The following is a 19,176-nucleotide window of genomic DNA, read 5'->3' as shown; positions in this document are numbered from 1 at the left end:
CATGGCGTTGCAGGGCGGCGCGATCATCTCCGAGCGCTACCGGCTCCAGCGGCATATCGCCACCGGCGGCATGGGTGCCGTCTGGGAGGCGGTGGACCTGCGCCTGGACCGCGAGGTGGCCGTCAAGATCCTCAAGCCGGAGTACTCGGACGACCCGGAGTTCCTCGAACGGTTCCGCACCGAGGCACGCACCACCGCCCGGCTGAACCATCCCGGCATCGCCGGGGTGTTCGATTACGGCGAGACCGCCGACCCGCAGGGATCGTCCATCCCGTATCTGGTGATGGAGCTGGTGCGTGGCGAGCCGCTCAACGCGGTCATCCGCCGCATGGGCACGGTGCCGGTGGACCTGGTGCTCGACATGCTCGAGCAGTGCGGCAACGCCCTGCAGGCCGCGCACCGGATGGGCCTGGTGCACCGCGACGTCAAACCCGGCAACATCCTCATCACTCCCGCGGGCCAGGTCAAGGTGACCGACTTCGGTATCGCCAAGGCCATCGACGCCGCGCCCGTCACGCGCACCGGCATGGTGATGGGAACTGTCCAGTACATCGCGCCGGAGCAGGCCCTGGGCCAGGAGGCGACGGCCGCGTCCGACGTCTACTCGCTGGGCGTGATCGCCTACGAGACGCTCAGCGGCGCTCGGCCGTTCCGTGCGGACAGCACCGTGGCGATCGCGCAGCAGCACATCAGCGAGGCACCCGCTCCGCTCCCGGAGTCGATCCCCGCGCCGGTGCGTGAACTCGTCCAGATCACGCTCACCAAGGACCCCTCCCAGCGCTACCGGGACGGCGGGGAGTTCGCGGCCGCCGTCGCCGCCGTGCGGGCCGGAAACCGCCCGCCGAGTCCGCTCGGCGCGGCCGGCGCCGGCGTCCCCGCGACATCCGCCATGCCGCCCACGCGCGTGGGGGGCCCGGCCGGGACGGGGATGACGCACGCCGCGCCCGCGGCCGTACCCGCGGCCGCGGGCCGCAGCAAGTGGTCGACGGGGCAGAAGGCCGTGGCGTGGACCGCGGCCTTGGTGCTGCTCGCCGCGGCGATGATCACCGGCGGCATCCTGTTCGCGGACGCCATCGACGGCGGAACCGACGCCACGCCGCCGCTGATCCCGACCACCAGCCGGCAGGCGCCCACCACCACGACGCAGGCGCCCGCCACCACGACGCGCCGGCCCACCACCACGACGCCGGCGCCCACAACGACGCGCCCGCCCACCACCACGACGCAGGCGCCCACCACCACGACCACCCCGCCGACGACGACGGAGCGGACCACCCGCACAACCGCACCGACGACCACCGGCGGCGCGAACGAGGGCGCCTCGAACCGGCGCACCTCCGAACGCCCCACCCCGCGGCGCACCACTGCCGAGCGCACCAGCGCCGCTGACTCCCGAGAATTGACGCCATGACGACGCCGCGTGAACTGTCCAACCGATACCGGCTGATCGAGACGATCGGCTTCGGCGGCATGTCCGAGGTGTTCCTCTCCCGCGACGACCGCCTGGGCCGCGACGTCGCCATCAAGGTGCTGCGCGCCGACCTCGCCCGCGACCCCTCGTTCTACCTGCGGTTCCGCCGTGAGGCCCAGAATGCCGCCGCGCTCAACCACCCGTCGATCGTCGCCGTGTACGACACCGGCGAGGCGGAGACCGACGACGGTCCGCTGCCCTACATCGTCATGGAGTACGTGGACGGCGACACGCTGCGCGACCTGGTCCGCCGCGATGGCCCCATGGACCCGCGACGCGCCACCGCCGTCATCGCCGACGTCTGTTCGGCCCTGGACTTCAGCCACCAGAACGACATCGTCCACCGCGACATAAAGCCCGCGAACATCATGATCAACCGGGCCGGCGAGGTGAAGGTGATGGACTTCGGCATCGCACGGGCGATGTCCGACAGCACCAGCACCATGACGCAGACGGCCGCGGTGGTGGGGACGGCCCAGTACCTCTCGCCCGAGCAGGCCCGCGGCGAGCGCGTGGACTCGCGCTCGGACATCTACTCGCTCGGCTGCGTGCTCTACGAGGTCCTGGCCGGGGAACCGCCTTTCACCGGCGATTCCCCCGTCGCCGTGGCCTACCAGCACGTGCGTGAGGAGCCTTCCGCGCCGTCGCTGGTCAACCCGGACGTGTCCGACGACCTGGACTCGATCGTGCTCAAGGCGCTGAGCAAGAACCCGGCCAACCGCTACCAGACGGCGGCCGAAATGCGCGGCGACCTGGTCAAGGTGCTCTCCGGCCAGCGGCCGAGCGCACCGCTGGTGATGTCCGACGAGGAGCGCACCACCATCTTCGGGACCGCCCCGGCGGCTCCGCACAGGATCGGCGGGGTCACCGCGGCCGCCGTCGGCGACGAGCCGCAGCAGGCCCCGCCGGCGCACCGCTCGCGCATGCGGTGGGTGTTCGCGCTGGTCGCGCTGCTCATCGTCGTCGGCGGGGCCACCTTCTTCCTCGTCAACCGCGTGGGTTCGGGGGGCGGGGGCGAGGTGACCGTGCCGGACGTCACCGACCAGTCCGCGTCGGATGCGCAGTTGTCGCTGCAGAATCTCGGCTTGAACGTGCTGCTGCAGCGCAAACCGGATCCGACCGTGCCCAAGGACACCGTCATAGACAGCGCCCCCGCCGCGGGGACCGTCGTCGACAAGGGCCGCACGGTGACCCTCGTCGTCTCGGACGGGCCGAAACAAGTGTCGGTGCCCAGGCTCGATGGCCTCTCCCAGGAGGATGCCGCAAAGGCCCTCGCCGACGCCGGCCTGGTCGTCGCCGACGAGGTCGAGCACAAGCCGTCCACGGATGGGCGCAACGGCAAGGTCGTCGCCCAGGACCCGTCGGCGGGCGTCACCGTCAACGCCGGCACCGCGATCACCCTCACGCTGGGCAGCGGCCCGCAGATGGTGCGCGTGCCCGACGTCGTCGGCCAGGACATCAGCCGCGCCCAGGGCAACATCGAGGGCGCCGGATTCCAGTTCACCGTCCGGGAGGCGGACAGCACGCAGTCGGCCGGCACGGTGCTGAGCACCGACCCGGGCGGCGGCAGCAAACTGGAGCAGGGCAAGACGATCACCATCACCGTGTCCCGCGGGAACCAGGTGACCATGCCCGACCTCACCGGAATGTCGCCCACCCAGGCCACCAGCGCACTCAAGGAGGCGGGCTGGACAGGGTCCGCGGTCACGCAGCACCCGGTGTCGACGCTGGTGCCCGCCGACGTCGGCAAGATCATCAAGCAGTCGCCCGCCGCGGGGCAGTCCGTCGCCAAGAACGGCGCCGTCAACGTGGACGTGGGCAAGCTCGGCATACCCGACTGACCCGCCGCCGCGGGGCAGAGGGAGGCGCGGGGTCGGGGCGCGGGCGGCCCTCAGCGGTGCACCGGTGTCAGCGGGCCCCCGCCGCGGTCTCCGCGACCTCGGCCTCGAGGCGGTCCACGAGCCCGCCGTCGACGGTGAATCCGCACGCGCCGAGCCACGTCGCCAGCATTCGGTGCCCGCCCTCGGAGAGCACCGACTCCGGGTGGAACTGCACGCCGTCTATCGGCAATTCGCGGTGCCGCACCGCCATGACCACCCCCGTGTCGGTACGGGCCGTCACCGCCAACTCCGCGGGAACCGTCGCGGGATCCAACGTGAGCGAGTGGTACCGGGTGGCCGTGAACGGGCTGGGCACGTCGCTGAGCACGCCCGTGCCGTCGTGCTCGACCACGGTCGTCTTGCCGTGCAACAGCTCGGGAGCGCGGGTCACCGTCGCCCCGAACACCGCGCCGATCGCCTGATGCCCCAGGCACACGCCCAGCAGCGGGATGCGCCTGTCGGCGCAGCGGCGGACGATGTCCATCGACGCGCCCGCCCGCTCCGGGGTCCCCGGGCCGGGACTGATCAACACGCCGTCCACGGCGTCGAGCACCGCATCGAGATCGCCGAGACGCTCGTCGTCATTGCGCCACACGTCAGCGTCCACGCCCAGCTGGCCCAGGTACTGCACCAGGTTGAACACGAAGCTGTCGTAATTGTCGATGACGAGGATCCGCATGGCGCGGATACTACCTGTGCGCGGCGCCATCGCTGCAGGTCGGTGCGCCGACGTCAGCCGCCCAGCGGCCTCGCGTACCGCAGCGGCGGGGTGTTGCCGGCCGCTGCCACGTGCTGCGAATCAGAACTCGTCACGTCATATCCCAGCCCGTAGCGCTCGGCGTACTGCTTGTAGATCTGCACGCCCCGTTCCCGGTCCAACGCGCCCCGCATCGACTCGACCGGACCGATCGCCGTGATCACGTACGGGGGGCTGTAGGTGCGGCCGCCCAGCAAGAGCGTGTTGCCGATGCACAACGGCGCAGACTGGGTGGTCACCCGCTGGTCCTGCACCTGGATGGCGTCCGCTCCCCCGGCCCAGAGCGCGTTGAGCACCGACTGCACGTCCTGCTGGTGCACCACGAGGTCGTCCGGCCGTGCACCGGCCGGGTAGTCGCCCGCGGCGTCCCGCTTCGCATCGGTGAGCGTCACCGTGACGCCCGGGCCGGTCAGCGCCCCCAGGCCTGCCTGCTCGTCGAGCCGTTGCGCCTGGTCGAGCAACCCCGCGACCCCGGCGTCGCTGCCCGCGGCGCGCGACTGCCCGGCTTCGAGCTGCGCTTGCAGATCGTCACGTTCGGCGCGGGCCGAGTCGGTGTCGCTGCGCGCCTGACGGACCAGGTCGGACAGGCGCGCGGAATCGGCCGTGCGGAGTTCCCTGCCCTGCGAGCTGACGTATGTGAGAGCGATGAGCAGCCCCATCACGGCGCACACCACCGGCACCCCCCAGTGCCACGCGGAGCGGCGGCCTCGCCGCCGCCCGCCTCCGCCGTCCGCAGCGGCGCCGCTGCCGCCCGCGCGCGACTCGGCGGACCCCGTTGCCTCGTCGCATACGGCGTCGTCACCCGCTGAATCGTCCCGTGCGGGCCCCTGCGCGCCCTCGTCGATCACACCCTCCAACCGTACGGCCGGGGTTCCGTCCATGCGGCATACCCTGCGGTTAGGTTAGCGTGTAGGCGAGGGCGCAGGACACGACCCGGTGCAGTGGACGAACGACACAGCGCAGTGGATGACGCGGCGCAGCCAGACCACGTGATGCCGGGCGCGCGTTCGCGGCCACGCAGGCAGGGCCTCGCGGTATCGCGGGCCCGTGCAGCGTCGGCCGATCACCGACCCGACCGGGAGCACGTTCCGGGGGGACGGCGCCCGCCGGCCCGCAGCAGATCGCAAGCAAGTGAGGACCCATGCCCAAATCGAAGGTTCGCAAGAAGAAGGGCGGCGACGCCGCGGCGGCCCCCAACCGCACGCCGGTCAAGGTTGCCGGCGGCCCGTCCAGCACCCTCTACGTGTCGGTGATGCTCGGGCTGATGGTCATCGGCCTGGCATGGCTGATCTTGATGTACCTGTCCGGCTCGGCGTCCTGGCTCACCTGGATGTCCGACCTGGGCGGCTGGAACTACCTCATCGGATTCGGCTTCATGGTCGCAGGACTGTTGATGACGATGGGGTGGCGCTAGCTCGTCCGTCGCTGCGCGGCGAGCGAATGACATTGATGTGATTTCTCCACACCTGTGGAGAAGCCTTGTGGATAAGTATCGGGACGGGGATGCGACCATGACCGGGCCGGAGGCGGGGCCGCAGCTGGCCTGGGCACCGAAATGGGCGACGGTGATCGCCGCGATCATCGGCGCGGCGGTGCTGGGCGCCGGCTCGGCGTCGTACTCGGACGACATCGTCGGCCGCGGCCTGCTCGGGCTCGCGGCGGTGCTGCTGCTGATCATCGCGGCGATCGGCGGGCTGGTGCGCCCACGCCTGCGTGTGGTCCCCGGGCCGGGCGGCGAGGCGCCACGGCTGGCTGTGCGCACGCCGTTCACCAGCCGTGAGTACCGCATCGACCAGATCTACCGCCTACGCGTGGTCCGTTATCCGCGCCTGGCCCGCAAGGTGCCGATCCTCGAGATCGACGTCCGCGAACCCGACGAACGACTGCTCCTGCTCTCCCGCTGGGATCTCGGCACACACCCCGATCGCGTCTACTCCGCGCTCGTCGAGGCGCGTGCCGTGCCCCCGGAGCCGCACGGCCTCTGACCGCCCCGTGCGGGCGCAAGCCGTCGGCGAACCTGTGAATTACATGGGTGTAAGTTGCTCACAGTTGGGGATATACCTGTGGATAACCTGTGGAGTACCGCGGACCCATCACGCGGGCGGCCGGTCAGAACCGCAGATGGGGCAGAATGAGCGCGTACTGGTCCTGGATGGACGTCACTTGTACGGCGATCAGCACGATCTCCACGACGAACAGCGCCCCGAGCACACCGAACCCCGCACCGAAGACCGCCTTGCGCGTCGGCTGATGCACACCGAGCGCGCGCAGCGCCTCCGGCGCGTAGACGATCGCCGCAGTGGCCGCGGTCCCCGCGAGGAAACCACCGAGGTGGCCGAGCCACGAGATGCCGGGCACCGACACCGAGATGATCACGTTGATGACGATCACCGCGATCATCATGTTCGGGTTGCGACGCAGACGCAGCAGGATGATCAACACGGCGCCGAACAGTCCGAAGATCGCGCCCGAGGCCCCGGCTGTCTGGCCGTTCCAGGCGCCGAACATCACCGCCGCGGACCCGCCCAGCAGGCCCACCAGGTACACCAGCGAATATCGCAGCTTGCCCAGCGCGTTCTCGCAGGCGATGCCCACCACGTAGAGCGCATACATGTTGACGGCCAGGTGGATGATGCCGAAGTGCAGGAAGCCGCTGCCGATCAGCCGCCACCACTCGCCATTGGCGACCAGCCCCGGCACCAGCGCGAATCGCTCGTAGAGGTCCGAGCCCCTGTTGTTGTCGAGGACGCTGCCGGCCTGCACCGCGGTGATCAGGTAGGCGAGGACGTTGAGTCCGATGAGCACGTAGGTCACCGTGGGGCGCGCGGCCAGCGTGGCGCGCAGGCTCCCGGCGGCGTTGCCGGCGGTTGCGGTGGGCATCCGGGCCGCCGCGCCGCGGCGCTCCTGCTCGATGCAGTCGACGCAGTGGAATCCCACGGGCGCCTGGCGCAGGCACTCGTGGCAGGCGGGCCGCCCGCAGCGCGAGCAGCGCAGGCCCGTGGGCCGGTCCGGATGACGGAAGCACCCCGGCAGGGGCTGGTGCATCTCTCCCCCGCCGGGAGCGCTCATCGTCAGCCCTGCTCGATGGTGATCGAGTTGATGACGACGTCGTCCTTGGGCCGGTCCGCCCGGTCGGTGGCCACGGTGGCGACCGCGTCGACGACCGCCTGCGAGTCCTTGTCGACGACCTCGCCGAAGATCGAGTGGCGGTTGTTCAGGTGCGGCGTCTTGCCGACGGTGATGAAGAACTGTGAGCCGTTGGTGCCGGGGCCGGCGTTCGCCATGGCCAGCAGGTACGGCTTGGTGAACTGCAGCTCCGGGTGGAACTCGTCGGCGAACTGGTAGCCCGGGCCGCCCCGGCCGGTGCCCGTCGGGTCGCCGCCCTGGATCATGAAGCCGTCGATGATCCGGTGGAAGACGGCACCGTCGTAGAACGGGCCGCTGGTGCCGCCGGAAGCGTTCTGGGTGCTGTAATCGGCGGTGCCGTCGGCCAGGCCGACGAAGTTGGCCACCGTCTTCGGAGCGTGGTTGCCGAAGAGGGCGATCTTGATATCGCCCTTGTTGGTGTGGAGGGTCGCTGTTGCGGTCTGAATCGGTGAAGTCACGCCCACCATCGTGCCATCATCCGCGCGCTTCGGAGTATTACCCCACCGCCTCGGCGGGACTATCCTCATGGGCACGGATACCCCGACTCCGTGAGGTGAGTTCCGATGCAGATGACCTCGATGCACGCCACGCCGAGCTGCGCCGACGTCGCCAGGCCCGTCCCGGCGCGGCGCGGGCGCAAGACCGCCGTGGCGGTGGGAGTGGCGTCCGCGGTGTGCGCCGCCGTGTACGCGCAGATGCACCGCGACGAGTTCGAGGCGATGGCGCGGCACCTGGATCTGCCCTCCGCACCGCAGACTTGAGCGGCGTCCGTCGGAGGCTCGCCGCGCCGCACCCGCCGTGGTTCCTGTGCCATGCTGGACGGTATGACTTCTGCGCGCGCCAGGACGCACCGTAGGCCCCGTCCGCCGTGGACGGTGCGGATCGCGGTTCTCGCCGCCGCGGTGGCGGTGATCACCGTATTCACCGGCGGAATAGCCGCTGCGGTGGCAGGCGGCCGCAAGCATCTCCCGCCGCCGGCCCCGCATCCTCCGCGCGTCGACGACCCGGCACGCTGACGTCGGGAGTGCCGCTGCGCGCCCGGCGCACCAGGCCGCGGGTCAGGCCGCGGACACCGGGCTCGCGCAGTACTTGCACTTGGTGGCCTTCATCGGCAGATCGCTCGAGAGGCACTCGGGGCAGCTCTTGGTGGGCGCGGGCTCGCCGAACACCTCGTTGCCCCGGTGCGCCTGGTACGTGCGATAGGGCACCACGATGACGAAATACACCACCGCCATGAAGATGATGAAATAGATGACGCCGGAGATGAACGCGCCGATGTCGACGAAGGTCTCCGGCTGTTCATCGTTGACGAGCCAGCCGAGCCCCATGCTGTCGCCGCTGCCGCCCGCGGCCGCGACCAGCGGGTTGATGACGTTGTCCGTGAACGCCTTGACCAGGTTGCTGAAGGCGGTGGCGACGACGAGGCCTACCGCCACGACGACGACCTCGCCCTGCATCATGAAGTTCTTGAAACCCTTGAGCATGCTTGAACCTTCCCGTTCCTCGCCCTCAATGGGAAACAGCAGTACTCCCGAATGTTAAAGCGGTGACTGACGGTACGCAACGGGTATTGACGTTTTCGCACGTGCAGGTCGCCCTCGGCGGCTCCGGAACACCCGGGTCACCCCGCCTCCTTCTTGAACCTGCGCGAGCCGAACCAGGCCGCAAGCACCAGCATCGCGATCGTCAGTCCCACGCCCCACCATGCCGTTGCAGTGCCGTACTCGCCGTCGAAGAAGTCGCGCACGCCGTCGACAACGTGCTTGAGCGGGTTGATGTTGCTGATCCAGTTCAGCCAGCCCGGGGCGAGGGTCATGGGCAGCAGGATCCCCGACAGCAGCAGTGCGGGAAGCGCGAAGACGTTGAGCAGCGGCGCGAATGCGTCCTCGCTCTTGAGCGTCAGCGCGAGGCCGTAGGAGATCGACGCGAAGGTGAATCCCAGCAGCGTCACGATGATCAGGGTCAGCACCACCCCGAGCACCGGCGCGCGCAGCCCCAGCGGAATGGCCACAAGAGTGAGGATCACACTCTGGAAGAGCAGCACGATCATGTCGCGCATAACCCTTCCCAGCAGCAACGACAGGCGGGAGGCCGGCGTCACGCGTTGCGCCTCGATCACGCCGGCGCGGTACTCGGCGATCAGCCCGAACCCGACGAAAAGCGAACCGAAGATCGCCAGCTGCACGAGGATGCCCGGAACGAACAACTGGTACGCGTTGCCGGTGCCCAATTGCCCGGCAAGCGGTTTGAGCAGCGGACCAAACAGCACCACGTAGAGGATCGGCTGCGACAGGCCGATGGCCACCCAGGCCGGGTTGCGCAGCGAAATCCGCATGGATCTGCGGAATATCAGCAGCGAATCGCGCCACAGCGAGTTCCGCGGGGCCGCGGCCGCCACCGGCCCACTCGCGCCGGAATCGTCCCGCGCCTCCGGCGGATTGCGGTCGCCGGCGCTCATCGACTTCCCTCCGGTCGCTCGTCCCCCCGGACACGGGCATGTTTCTCGCCCATGCGCTCTCTGTCCCCTGCGTCGAGCGTCCCACCGCCGTCACCGGAGCCGGGACCGTCCTCACGCAGCGACCGTCCCGTCAGCCCCAGGAACACGTCGTCGAGACTGGGCCTGCGCGTTTCCAGCGAAAGCGGGGTGATGCCGGCGCCGTCGAGCTCGCGGACCAGGGCCATCAGCGCCGAGCCGCCGTGCGGGACCCGCACATCCACCCGCGTCCCGCTCACGCTCGGGGCGTCGGCACCGGGAAGCCCTCCCACGAGCGCGCCGACGCGTGCGGCCTCTTCGGGCTGTTCGAGTTCGACGTTGATCACGTCTCCTCCGACCCGCGCCTTGAGCGCGTCCGGTGTGCCCTCGGCGACGATGCGGCCGTGATCGATCACGAGGATCCGGTCGCAGAGCGAGTCGGCCTCGTCCATGTAGTGCGTGGTGAGGAAGACGGTGGTGCCGCGGTGGTCACGCAGGTCTGAGATGTGCTCCCACAGGTTTGCGCGGGCCTGCGGATCGAGACCGGTGGTGGGCTCGTCGAGGAACACCAGGCCGGGCTCGTGCGCGAGCCCCATGGCGATGTCGAGGCGCCGCTTCTGCCCGCCGGACATCGCCTTGGGTTGGCGTTCCCACAGGCCGTGCAGGTCGAGGGACTCGAACAATTCGCGGCCGTGGGCGACGGCCTGCGCCTTGCTGATCCCGTAGAGCATCGCGTGATCGACGAGCTCCTCGCCGGCACGCGCTTCCGGGTGGGCCGCGCCGGATTGGGGGACGTAGCCGATCCGGCGCCTCACCCCCACCGGGTCCTTCCGCAGGTCGCAGCCCGCGACTGTGGCCGTGCCCTCCGTCGGCCTGAGCAGCGTGGTGAGCATGCGCAACGTGGTGGTCTTGCCAGCACCGTTGGGGCCGAGGAAGCCGACGATCTCGCCCGCCTCGACGTCCAGGTCCACGCCGTCCACCGCGCGGACCTCCTGGCGGCGCTTGCGGAAGGTGCGCGCCAGCCCCCGCGCATGGATCATGCGCGGGCCTCGCCGTCGTCCGCCGTCGACGCCTCCCGCACCTGCCGGATCGCGCGTGCGGACATCGCCGCGTCGTCGACGCGGCCGACCACCTCCGCCTCGTCGAACCGCATCCGGGCGTGTGCGATACCGGCGGAAAGGAGCGCGCGGCGCGGAAGCCCCAAGGCACGCAACTCCTCTCCCCACGGGTGCGGCCCCAGGATGAGATCGGCGCCGCCCGGGCGCATCCGAGTGCCCGTCGCCGACAGCGTCCACGGGATCCTGCGGGTCACGCCGTCCATATGCGAATAGACGTCGACGCCTGACGACGCCGCGCCCCCGCCCGGTACCGGCAGGCCGCGTGCGAAGCGCAGATCGGCCACCAGCCGGTCGTCGACGCGGACGACGCCGCGGGTGCCGTCCGGCGAACGGTCGAGGTCGATCCGCGACATCACCTTGGGAAACCCCCAGATCGTCCGGCCCGCTTCGCGGGTGAACTCCTCCGTGACGGGCAACCGGTGGACGAAGGCGCCCGCCCCGCCCGACAGGAGCGCGCGCAGATCGCCCAGGGCGCCGGCCGGGCCGCCCCCGGCCTCCGCGCGCACCAGGAATCCGACACCGAACTCCTTGTACCGGTGCAGGTCCCCGTCGTGGTACTCGACGAACATCAACGCGCAGACGGTACGACCGGGACGGTATGGAAGCACCGAGAGCCCCGAGTAGTCGATCATGCTCTGGGCCCGAGCCGCGGACACCGGGAAAATCGCCGCATACACGTCCGCGTCGCGGATATGCACGGGCATCGCGATCTGCTCGTCGAGAATTCGGAAGGTTGTCGACACGTCCTCGCCTCCTGTGGGGCCTCCTGGAGCTTCGCGGCCGCGCGAGCGCGCCGCGCCGGACCATCGTACGTGTGACGCGCACCATATTCCCGCCGCGACGCCCTCCGACCTCGCGCTCCCGAGACCCGTGGCTACCGTCTCCTCGTTGAATATCACCGCAGAGATGCGAAACAGTAACGAATCGGTTACGTTATGCGTACTGACGCCGAAGAACTGGATGATCATGGCACAGAAGACTGCACGCCGGATGCTGCTCGCCGGAGCGGCAACGATGTCGGCGGCTTTTGCGAGCATCGCATTCAGCGGCATCGCCGCCGCGGCCACATCATGCCCGGCGGGGCTCGACACCCTCACACCCGACGCGCTCACCCGCGCCACCGACGTCGCGCAGCAGTCGCTGGGCGCGAGCTTCCCCGATCGGGACGTCACCGGCGCCTACGTCGCCGGCGCCACCCGCTCCGATGCCGGACCCGTCGGGCAGGAGATCATCTCCGCCTGCGGCCCCGACGTGCAGAGCAAGTCGGTCATCGTCGACTTCGTCTTCCCCGCGATGCTCCCCGACGCCGCCCGCTCCTACGGCGCCGCGGTCGTCGCGGTCGACAACGGCCGTTACAGCGTCTGGCGCACCGCCTGACCTCCTGAAGCCCGCCTCCGCACTGCGCGCCGACGGAACCGGACCCGCGTAACCTCGGCAACCGTGCGCACCCATACCGTGATCGACTCGCCGATCGGCCCGCTCACGCTGATCGGCGACGACGGCGCACTGTGCGGGCTGTACATGCGGACCCGCCGTCACCCGCCGGCCGCCGACGCCCTCGGAGAGCGCGTGGACCACGGGTTCGCCGAGGCGACGACGCAGATCCGCGAGTATTTCGCGCGCGAACGGGATCGGTTCACGCTGCCCCTCGCACCCCGCGGGACCGCCTTCCAGTTGGCTGTGTGGGAGCTGCTGCGCGCCATCCCGTACGGGCGGACGTGCTCCTACGCGGAGCTGGCCGGGCAACTGGGCAGGCCGTCGGCGGTGCGCGCGGTCGCCGCGGCGAACGGGCGCAATCCGCTCAGCATCGTCGTGCCCTGCCACCGGGTGATCGGGAGCGACGGGCGCCTCGTCGGGTACGGCGGCGGCCTCGAGCGCAAGGAATTCCTCCTGCGGCTCGAGGCGGGCGGCGGCCAGGACGCGCTGTTCTAGCGGTGCGCAGTCCTGTGGAGAACCACGTAAAACAGCCTTGACCTGGCTGGTCGGCGGCGACCTCACATTCTGGCCCCGCCGGACGTATACATACTGTGACCATGACCCGCCATCGCACGCCGCCCCGCAGCGCCGCCGCGGACGCCCGCGTTCCGTTCCAGCGGGTCGTCGAGGTTCACGGCGTTTCCGTCCTGCGGGTATGCCGGGCGCTCGTCGGCCCGGTGGACGCGGATGACGCCTGGTCGGAGACCTTCCTCGCCGCGCTTCGTGCGTACCCGGAGATGCCGCCCGGCCGCAGCGTCGAGGCCTGGCTCGTCACCATCGCGCAGCGCAAATGCATCGACATGCTCCGCTCCCGTGGCCGCAACCCCGAGCCGGTGGCGGAACTCCCGCCCGTTCGCAGCGACGTCGGAATCCCCGGCGCCGCCGACGAATTCGCACCACTCTGGCACGCGCTGGGCAGACTGCCCCTGGTGCAGCGTCAGGCGGTGGTCTACCACCACCTGGTCGGGATGCCGTATGCCGACGCCGCGCGGATCATCGGGAACTCGGCGGCGGCCGCACGCCGCGCCGGGGCCGATGGCATCGCGGCGCTGCGCAGAGCCTTGGCCGAGCCCACCGGCACCGCTCCACCGCCCGGCGCATTCCGCGACGACGCGGCGGATGTCGCGCCGTCGCCCGAGCGCGCCCCGCCGCTGCCGCCGCGCCGGACCGCGGCCGCCGGCCGCCGCGCCCACCACTCAACCGGAGGAGCCACGCAATGAACTCCACGACGAAACCGACGCCTTCCGGCCCCCGTGGCCGGGAGGCCGCGGCCGGGCACCCGCGCGACGCCCGCCGCACCGATCCGGTGGACACGCTCGCCCTCCTGCGGGCGGCCGCCCCCGTCGGCGAACATTCGCTGGTCGAGGAACTGTTCACGCGCATCCTGTCCGGCGCGGACCGCGAGGGACTGATCGACGTCGCCTACCGCACGATGGATTCGCCGCTCGGTGAGCTGCTGATCGCCGCGACTCCGTCGGGGGTCGTCCGGGTCGCGTTCGGTGTCCAGGGACACGACGCCGTCCTCGACGACCTGGCCACACGGGTCTCGCCGCGGGTGCTCCGCATGCCGTGGCGGCTCGACGACGTCGCAACCGAGATCGACGAGTACTTCCGGGGCGTCCGCGCCGCGTTCACAGTTCCGGTGGACCTGCGGCTGGCGCACGGCTTCCAGCGCGCAGTGCTCGAGCACCTCCCGCAGATTCCCCGCGGCGCCACCGCCGGCTATGCACAAATCGCTCAGGCCGCGGGCAGCTCGGGGGCGGCACGCGCGGTGGGTACCGCATGCTCACGCAATCCGCTCCCGATCCTGCTCCCCTGCCACCGCGTCACGCGCAGCGACGGCTCCCTCGGCGGGTATATCGCCGGTCCGGCGGCCAAGAAGTACTTGCTGGACCTCGAGGCCGCCCGCCGGCCGACGGGGACCGCGGCGCCCGAGCCCCCGGCGCGCGGGACCTCCGCGCCAGCAGCCATGTCGACGCGTCGCACAGGTGCTGCACATGGCGGATTGGAGGAAGCGTGATGGCGGGAACGACTGCGGTCGTCGGCGACGACGGCGTGGCCCGGTGCCCTTGGGCCATAACCGATCCGCTCAACACGGACTACCACGACACCGAGTGGGGCGTGCCCGTCCACGGCGAGCAGGCGCTGTTCGAGCGGATCTGCCTCGAGTCTTTCCAGGCCGGACTGTCGTGGCTGACCATCCTCCGCAAGCGGCCCGCATTCCGGGACGCGTTCGCCGGCTTCGACGTCGACCGAGTCGCCGCGTTCGACGCCGACGACGTGCAGCGACTGCTGGCGGATTCCACCATCGTCCGCAACCGCGCGAAGATCGACGCCGCCATCGGCAACGCCCGTGCCGTGCAGCAGCTTCGGGACGGGCAGGGCATCGATGCGCTGTTGTGGGGCTATCGGGGGCCGGACGCCGGCGCCCCGCGCACGGCGGAGGAGGTTCCCACACGCAGCGCCGCATCCGAGGCGATGGCGAAGGATCTCCGCGCGCGGGGGTTCCGCTTCGTCGGCCCCACCTCGTGTCACGCGCTGATGGAGGCGACGGGGATCATCGACACCCACCTGGCCGACTGCCACCGCCGCGGCATCAGGTGCACTGTCGACGGCGTGCGACCGGCCGGTGGCGAAGCCGAGATCAGTGCCGGCTGCGCCAGTAACCGCAGAACATGATGTCGTTCTTCGACACGCCGCCGCGCACCCAGTGCCGGCGCAGGCCCGACGCCAAGCTCTGCTCACCGACAACCCATCCGTAGAACCGCTCGGGCGGGACGGCCGTGGCGCACGCCGCCGCGAGAACCGATTCTCCCGGCGCCGCACCAGGTTCGCGCACGATCCATCGCACGTCGATGCCCTCGGGGTGCTCCAGTTCGCGGCGGTCGTCGGCATCGGGCACCTCGACGAAGGCCGTACCGCGCATATCGGGGTCCAGCGAGGACAGCACCCCGCCCAAGGCAGGCAGGCCGGACTCGTCGGCGGCGAGGATCACGCTGCGCAGCGACGGATCCGGGTTGAATCCGACGCCCTCGTCATAGACGGCCACCGCGTCCCCGGGGCCGCAGGTAAGCGACCACGCCGCGGCGTGCCCCGCCGAACCGGGCGCGTCCTGGCCGTGCAGCACGAAATCCACGTCCAGCTCGGGTCCGCGCGGCCCGTCGGCGCGGAAGCCGCTGACGCTGTAGTTGCGCAGGACCGGCCGCGTCGTCTTCGAAATGGTCAGGTAGCGCATGTAGGCGAGGGTGTCGAGCTTCGCCGGCAGCCGCGACAGCGAGTCCTCGGCCACCGGGATGAACAGCCGGAACCACTGGTCGAAGCCCGCGTAACGGAACCTGCCGACGTCCCCGCCGCCCAGGGTCACCCGGCTGAACGACGTCGACAGCCGCTCCGAGCCCAGCACCTCCAGCGTCAGCAGCTCCGTGTCGGCGGGCTTGATGCCCCGGGCCCTCATGTTCTCGCGCGCCATCGGCTCTCCCTGGGTTCAGACGACACACGGCCGCCATCGATCCTCGGCTGTTAGCCCAGCCTAACCTCATGAGGTCGGGGCCACAGTCCCCCCTCCACGAGCGTCCCTGCACCCCGCCCGGCGGACCGATCCGCGCGGGGCGCCGCATAACGCCGCGACGCGGCCGGGTTCCACCGGGCGGGAAACACGCACGACAGCAGCACTGCACCGGGTGGTAACGTCGGAACCGGAAGTTCTCGGGGCGGGGTGCAATTCCCCACCGGCGGTAATGACGTCGAGCACACTGGTCGCCACCAGGTGTCGGCATCGAGCCCGCGAGCGCCCTCGAACGGAGTGATCCGCGCGAGGGGACGAGCAGATTCCGGTGCGATTCCGGAGCCGACGGTCACAGTCCGGATGAGAGAGAACGCCACCGACGGGGTTTTCGCCTATCGTCGGCCACCGCCCTGAGATCACCGCAGTGATCGAGAAAGTGGGCGAGGAAATGTTTACCGGAGACGCGCAGATCGTCGGACACAGTGCGCAGGACCGCCGGTCGCATCCCATCGACGACTCGCGTACCCCCGCGGCCGACCGCCGATTCGACAGCATCGACCGCGCCATCGGCGACATCGCTGCGGGCAAGGCCGTCGTGGTCATCGACGACGAGGACCGCGAGAACGAGGGCGACATCATCTTCGCCGCGGAGAAGGCCACCACCGAACTCGTCGCCTTCACTGTCCGCTACAGCTCCGGATACCTCTGCGTGCCCATGACCGGCGACGACTGCGACAGGCTCGACCTGCCGCCGATGTACCGGTCCAACGAGGACCCGCACGGCACCGCCTACACCGTCACAGTCGACGTGCGCACCGGGACCAGCACCGGCATCAGCGCCCGCGACCGCGCCCGCACGATCCGCGCCCTCGCCGACGCGGACTCCGTGGCGGCCGACTTCTCCCGGCCCGGACACGTGGTCCCGCTGCGTGCCCGCGACGGCGGCGTGCTCCGCCGCCCCGGCCACACCGAGGCTGCCGTGGACCTCACGCGCCTCGCCGGGCTCAACCCGGTCGGTGTGGTGTGCGAGATCGTCAGCGAGGACGATCCCACCACGATGGCGCGCACTCCCGAGCTGCGCGAATTCGCCGACGCCCACGGCCTGGCGCTGATCACCATCGCCGACCTCGCCGAGTGGCGGCGCACCCGCGAGCAGCTGGTCACGCGCGGCCCGGTGGCCAATGTCCCCACCACGCACGGCACTTTCCGCGCCGTCGGATACACCGGGGCGGTCGACGGGCGCGAGCATGTGGCGCTGCTCTCGGGCCGTCCGGGCGCGCCGGCCGCCGCCGAGGCCGCTCCCCCGTCCGCCCCCGCCACCGTGCGCATCCACTCCGAGTGCCTGACCGGCGACGTGTTCGGATCCACCCGTTGCGGCTGCGGGCATGACCTGGGTTCGGCGATGGACGCGGTATCGGCCGCCGACACCGGCGTCGTCGTCTACCTGCGCGAGGCCGGGGCGCACGGCGAGGGGCTGGTGCACACGCTGCGCTCGTTGGCCCTGGACGAGTCCGCCGCGGCCGCCACGCCGCCGGCCCCCACCACGGGGGACCTGCACCTCGCCGCGCAGATGCTGGCCGACCTCGGCTTCCGCTCGGTCAGGCTGCTGACCTGCGAGGCAGACGAGTCCGTGCTGTCGGGCACCGGCAGAGACATCCTGGCCAAACATGGGATCGACGTCGTCGAGGTCGCCCCGGCCGTCGGTGGAAACCCGGATACGGCCGCCGCCACCGCGTAGCCTCCGTGCCTGTGGATCGCCGCATCGACTTCATCACCTTCGCGACGGAGAACCTCGACGCGGCGCGCCGCTTCTACGTCGAGGGCCTCGGCTGGACGCCGCTGCTGGACGTGGCCGGCGAGATCATCTTCTTTCAGAGCTCGCCGGGCCAGGTCCTCGGGCTGTTCGACGCCCGCAAGTTCGACGAGGACCTTCCGCGCGCCGGCGGCGACGCGTCGACCCGCGCACGGGTGAGCGGCGTGACGCTGGCGCACAACGTGGACAGCAGGGACCAGGTGATCGCGGTGGTGGACGCGATGCGCCGCGCGGGCGGGACCGTGCGCACGGATCCCGAGGACGGAGCCTTCGGCGGGGTCTTCCACGCGCATGTCGAGGATCCGGGCGGCATCGTGTGGGAGATCGCGCACAACCCGGGCTGGCGCGTCGACACCGACGGCACCGTCCGACTCGGCTGAGGCCCGCAGAGCCTCACGCGGTCCCGGCGCGCAGACGGCGGCGGCGCCGGCACCCCCGGCGCGGGGCGAACCCCGCTTCGGAAGCGCCGGCGCCGCAATCAGGTCACCGCCGTGGCCGGCCGCTCAGGCCGCGCCTTCCTCCTCGCGCTCGGCGACGAGGGTGAGTGCGATGTCGACGATCATGTCCTCCTGGCCGCCGACGAGCTTGCGCTTGCCGCACTCCATGAGGATGTCGCGGACGTCGAGGTCGTAGCGCTTGGCCGCCGTCTCCGCGTGGCGCAGGAACGACGAGTACACGCCCGCGTACCCGAGGGTGAGGGTCTCCCGGTCGACACGCACCGGACGGTCCTGGAGGGGTCGCACGATGTCGTCGGCCGCGTCCTCGAGCGCATTGAGGTCGCAGCGGTGCTCGAAGTCGGACAGGTTGGCCACCGCGATGAACGCCTCGAGGGGGCAGTTGCCGGCGCCCGCGCCGTGCCCGGCGAGCGAGGCGTCGACGCGGAAGACGCCCTCTTCCACCGCGGTCACCGAGTTGGCGACGGACAGCGACAGGTTCTCGTGCGCGTGGATGCCGATTTCGGTCTCCGGCTTCAGCGCGTCCCGGTAGGCGTGGACGCGGTCGCGCACACCGTTCATCGTCAGGCGCCCGCCCGAGTCGGTGATGTACACGCAGTGCGCGCCGTAGGACTCCATGAGCTTGGCCTGCTGGGCGAGCACTGCAGGCTCGGCCATGTGGTTGAGCATCAGGAAGCCGGCCACGTCCATGCCGATCTCGCGGGCGGCCTCGATGTGCTGCGCGGAGACGTCCGCCTCCGTGCAGTGGGTGGCGATGCGCACAGAGCGCACGCCCAGGTCCCAGGCCTTCTTGAGCTCTTCGACAGTGCCGACGCCCGGCAGCAGCAAGGTGGTGAGACGCGCGTTCTCGAGGACCTCACCGGCGGCGGCGATCCACTCCCAGTCGGTGTTGGAGCCGGGCCCGTAGTTCACGGAGCCGCCGGCGAGCCCGTCGCCGTGCGCCACCTCGATGGCGTCGACGCCGGCCTTGTCGAGTGCGGTGACGATGCGCTTGACGTCGTCGGTGCTGATCTGGTGTCGCACGGCGTGCATGCCGTCGCGCAGCGTGACGTCCTGGACGAAAATCGGGGTGCTCATGCTG

21 protein-coding genes, 2 pseudogenes and 1 riboswitch are annotated in these 19,176 nt (G+C 70.7%); of the genes and pseudogenes, 13 read left to right on the top strand and 10 right to left on the bottom strand.

What is annotated here, in order from left to right; genetic code table 11:
- The first annotated feature begins 1 nt into the window (after nucleotide 1).
- Both FO059_RS00515 and pknB read left to right on the top strand, forming a co-directional pair.
- Nucleotides 2-1,411 carry a serine/threonine-protein kinase gene (locus FO059_RS00515; RefSeq protein WP_143905457.1) on the top strand — a complete coding sequence of 470 codons (1,410 nt, stop codon included), beginning with the start codon at nucleotides 2-4 and terminating at the stop codon, nucleotides 1,409-1,411.
- Nucleotides 1,408-3,312, top strand: a complete 1,905-nt coding sequence (pknB, locus tag FO059_RS00510; protein ID WP_143905455.1) for a Stk1 family PASTA domain-containing Ser/Thr kinase — start codon at nucleotides 1,408-1,410, stop codon at nucleotides 3,310-3,312. The genes FO059_RS00515 and pknB overlap by 4 nt, the downstream gene beginning before the upstream one ends.
- Nucleotides 3,313-3,379: 67 nt before the next feature.
- Here pknB and FO059_RS00505 read toward each other — a convergent pair whose 3' ends face one another.
- Together FO059_RS00505 and FO059_RS00500 are read right to left on the bottom strand one after the other, a co-directional pair.
- Nucleotides 3,380-4,030, bottom strand: a complete 651-nt coding sequence (locus tag FO059_RS00505; RefSeq protein ID WP_143905453.1) for an aminodeoxychorismate/anthranilate synthase component II — start codon at nucleotides 4,028-4,030, stop codon at nucleotides 3,380-3,382.
- Between the two features lie 53 nt (nucleotides 4,031-4,083).
- Entirely contained in the window at nucleotides 4,084-4,767 is a 684-nt protein-coding gene (locus FO059_RS00500) for a DUF881 domain-containing protein (RefSeq protein ID WP_143910296.1), read from the bottom strand.
- Nucleotides 4,768-5,249: 482 nt separating this feature from the next.
- Between FO059_RS00500 and crgA the strand changes: the two genes are divergently transcribed.
- Together crgA and FO059_RS00490 are read left to right on the top strand one after the other, a co-directional pair.
- Nucleotides 5,250-5,522: a cell division protein CrgA gene (gene crgA, locus FO059_RS00495; RefSeq protein WP_143905451.1), complete on the top strand. Its 273-nt coding sequence runs from the start codon at nucleotides 5,250-5,252 to the stop codon at nucleotides 5,520-5,522.
- A gap of 97 nt (nucleotides 5,523-5,619) precedes the next feature.
- Nucleotides 5,620-6,093, top strand: a complete 474-nt coding sequence (locus FO059_RS00490; protein ID WP_143905449.1) for a PH domain-containing protein — start codon at nucleotides 5,620-5,622, stop codon at nucleotides 6,091-6,093.
- Nucleotides 6,094-6,217: 124 nt separating this feature from the next.
- Here the strand turns inward: FO059_RS00490 and FO059_RS00485 are convergent, their stop codons facing one another.
- Both FO059_RS00485 and FO059_RS00480 read right to left on the bottom strand, forming a co-directional pair.
- Nucleotides 6,218-7,177, bottom strand: coding sequence for a rhomboid family intramembrane serine protease (locus FO059_RS00485; RefSeq protein ID WP_143905447.1), 960 nt, complete (start codon nucleotides 7,175-7,177; stop codon nucleotides 6,218-6,220).
- Between the two features lie 2 nt (nucleotides 7,178-7,179).
- Nucleotides 7,180-7,722 (bottom strand): peptidylprolyl isomerase, encoded by a 543-nt coding sequence (locus FO059_RS00480; RefSeq protein ID WP_143905445.1) that lies wholly within the window; start codon nucleotides 7,720-7,722, stop codon nucleotides 7,180-7,182.
- Between the two features lie 96 nt (nucleotides 7,723-7,818).
- On the opposite strand from FO059_RS00480, the gene FO059_RS00475 reads away from it, so the two are divergent.
- Together FO059_RS00475 and FO059_RS00470 are read left to right on the top strand one after the other, a co-directional pair.
- Entirely contained in the window at nucleotides 7,819-8,016 is a 198-nt protein-coding gene (locus FO059_RS00475; protein WP_143905443.1) for a hypothetical protein, read from the top strand.
- 63 nt (nucleotides 8,017-8,079) lie between these two features.
- A complete protein-coding gene (locus FO059_RS00470) occupies nucleotides 8,080-8,271 on the top strand; it encodes a hypothetical protein (RefSeq protein WP_143905441.1) in 192 nt (63 codons plus the stop codon).
- 42 nt (nucleotides 8,272-8,313) lie between these two features.
- Here the strand turns inward: FO059_RS00470 and FO059_RS00465 are convergent, their stop codons facing one another.
- The 4 genes from FO059_RS00465 to FO059_RS00450 all read right to left on the bottom strand — a co-directional run bounded on the left by FO059_RS00465 (nucleotide 8,314) and on the right by FO059_RS00450 (nucleotide 11,589).
- Complete coding sequence (locus FO059_RS00465; RefSeq protein WP_143905439.1) at nucleotides 8,314-8,739, bottom strand: large conductance mechanosensitive channel protein MscL; 426 nt, start codon at nucleotides 8,737-8,739, stop codon at nucleotides 8,314-8,316.
- A gap of 137 nt (nucleotides 8,740-8,876) precedes the next feature.
- Nucleotides 8,877-9,713 (bottom strand): ABC transporter permease, encoded by an 837-nt coding sequence (locus FO059_RS00460; RefSeq protein ID WP_143905437.1) that lies wholly within the window; start codon nucleotides 9,711-9,713, stop codon nucleotides 8,877-8,879.
- Nucleotides 9,710-10,768 (bottom strand): ATP-binding cassette domain-containing protein, encoded by a 1,059-nt coding sequence (locus FO059_RS00455; protein ID WP_143905435.1) that lies wholly within the window; start codon nucleotides 10,766-10,768, stop codon nucleotides 9,710-9,712. Before FO059_RS00455 ends, FO059_RS00460 begins: the two co-directional genes overlap by 4 nt.
- On the bottom strand, nucleotides 10,765-11,589 hold the full coding sequence (locus FO059_RS00450) for an acetoacetate decarboxylase family protein (protein ID WP_308339562.1): 825 nt from the start codon (nucleotides 11,587-11,589) through the stop codon (nucleotides 10,765-10,767). The genes FO059_RS00455 and FO059_RS00450 overlap by 4 nt, the downstream gene beginning before the upstream one ends.
- A 223-nt stretch (nucleotides 11,590-11,812) precedes the next feature.
- Here FO059_RS00450 and FO059_RS00445 point away from each other — a divergent pair, with 223 nt between their 5' ends.
- From FO059_RS00445 to FO059_RS00425, 5 genes and pseudogenes are all read left to right on the top strand, one after another.
- A complete protein-coding gene (locus FO059_RS00445; RefSeq protein WP_143905433.1) occupies nucleotides 11,813-12,223 on the top strand; it encodes a hypothetical protein in 411 nt (136 codons plus the stop codon).
- A 63-nt stretch (nucleotides 12,224-12,286) separates the two neighbouring features.
- Entirely contained in the window at nucleotides 12,287-12,778 is a 492-nt protein-coding gene (locus tag FO059_RS00440) for a methylated-DNA--[protein]-cysteine S-methyltransferase (RefSeq protein WP_233266872.1), read from the top strand.
- 101 nt (nucleotides 12,779-12,879) lie between these two features.
- Nucleotides 12,880-13,389, top strand: a pseudogene (locus FO059_RS00435) (RNA polymerase sigma factor); the annotation flags it as partial.
- A gap of 290 nt (nucleotides 13,390-13,679) precedes the next feature.
- Nucleotides 13,680-14,228: pseudogene (locus FO059_RS00430) on the top strand (methylated-DNA--[protein]-cysteine S-methyltransferase); the annotation flags it as partial.
- Nucleotides 14,229-14,341: 113 nt separating this feature from the next.
- Nucleotides 14,342-15,001: a DNA-3-methyladenine glycosylase I gene (locus FO059_RS00425; protein ID WP_143905428.1), complete on the top strand. Its 660-nt coding sequence runs from the start codon at nucleotides 14,342-14,344 to the stop codon at nucleotides 14,999-15,001.
- Here FO059_RS00425 and FO059_RS00420 read toward each other — a convergent pair.
- Nucleotides 14,967-15,791, bottom strand: a complete 825-nt coding sequence (locus FO059_RS00420) for a siderophore-interacting protein (RefSeq protein WP_199257056.1) — start codon at nucleotides 15,789-15,791, stop codon at nucleotides 14,967-14,969. The two genes, FO059_RS00425 and FO059_RS00420, sit on opposite strands and share 35 nt — an antisense overlap.
- 228 nt (nucleotides 15,792-16,019) lie before the next feature.
- Nucleotides 16,020-16,203: riboswitch (FMN riboswitch) on the top strand.
- A gap of 48 nt (nucleotides 16,204-16,251) precedes the next feature.
- On the opposite strand from FO059_RS00420, the gene ribB reads away from it, so the two are divergent.
- Together ribB and FO059_RS00410 are read left to right on the top strand one after the other, a co-directional pair.
- On the top strand, nucleotides 16,252-17,565 hold the full coding sequence (ribB, locus tag FO059_RS00415) for a 3,4-dihydroxy-2-butanone-4-phosphate synthase (protein WP_235671101.1): 1,314 nt from the start codon (nucleotides 16,252-16,254) through the stop codon (nucleotides 17,563-17,565).
- An 11-nt stretch (nucleotides 17,566-17,576) separates the two neighbouring features.
- Complete coding sequence (locus FO059_RS00410; protein ID WP_143905426.1) at nucleotides 17,577-18,020, top strand: VOC family protein; 444 nt, start codon at nucleotides 17,577-17,579, stop codon at nucleotides 18,018-18,020.
- Between the two features lie 123 nt (nucleotides 18,021-18,143).
- Here the strand turns inward: FO059_RS00410 and dmpG are convergent, their stop codons facing one another.
- Nucleotides 18,144-19,172 carry a 4-hydroxy-2-oxovalerate aldolase gene (gene dmpG / locus FO059_RS00405; protein ID WP_143905424.1) on the bottom strand — a complete coding sequence of 343 codons (1,029 nt, stop codon included), beginning with the start codon at nucleotides 19,170-19,172 and terminating at the stop codon, nucleotides 18,144-18,146.
- Between the last annotated feature and the right edge of the window lie 4 nt (nucleotides 19,173-19,176).

This window comes from Tomitella fengzijianii (assembly GCF_007559025.1).
In the GTDB taxonomy this organism is placed as follows: Bacteria; Actinomycetota; Actinomycetes; order Mycobacteriales; family Mycobacteriaceae; genus Tomitella; species Tomitella fengzijianii.
The sequence above is the reverse complement of the archived record's forward strand: the minus strand, read 5'-3'. Positions and strand labels throughout refer to the sequence as shown.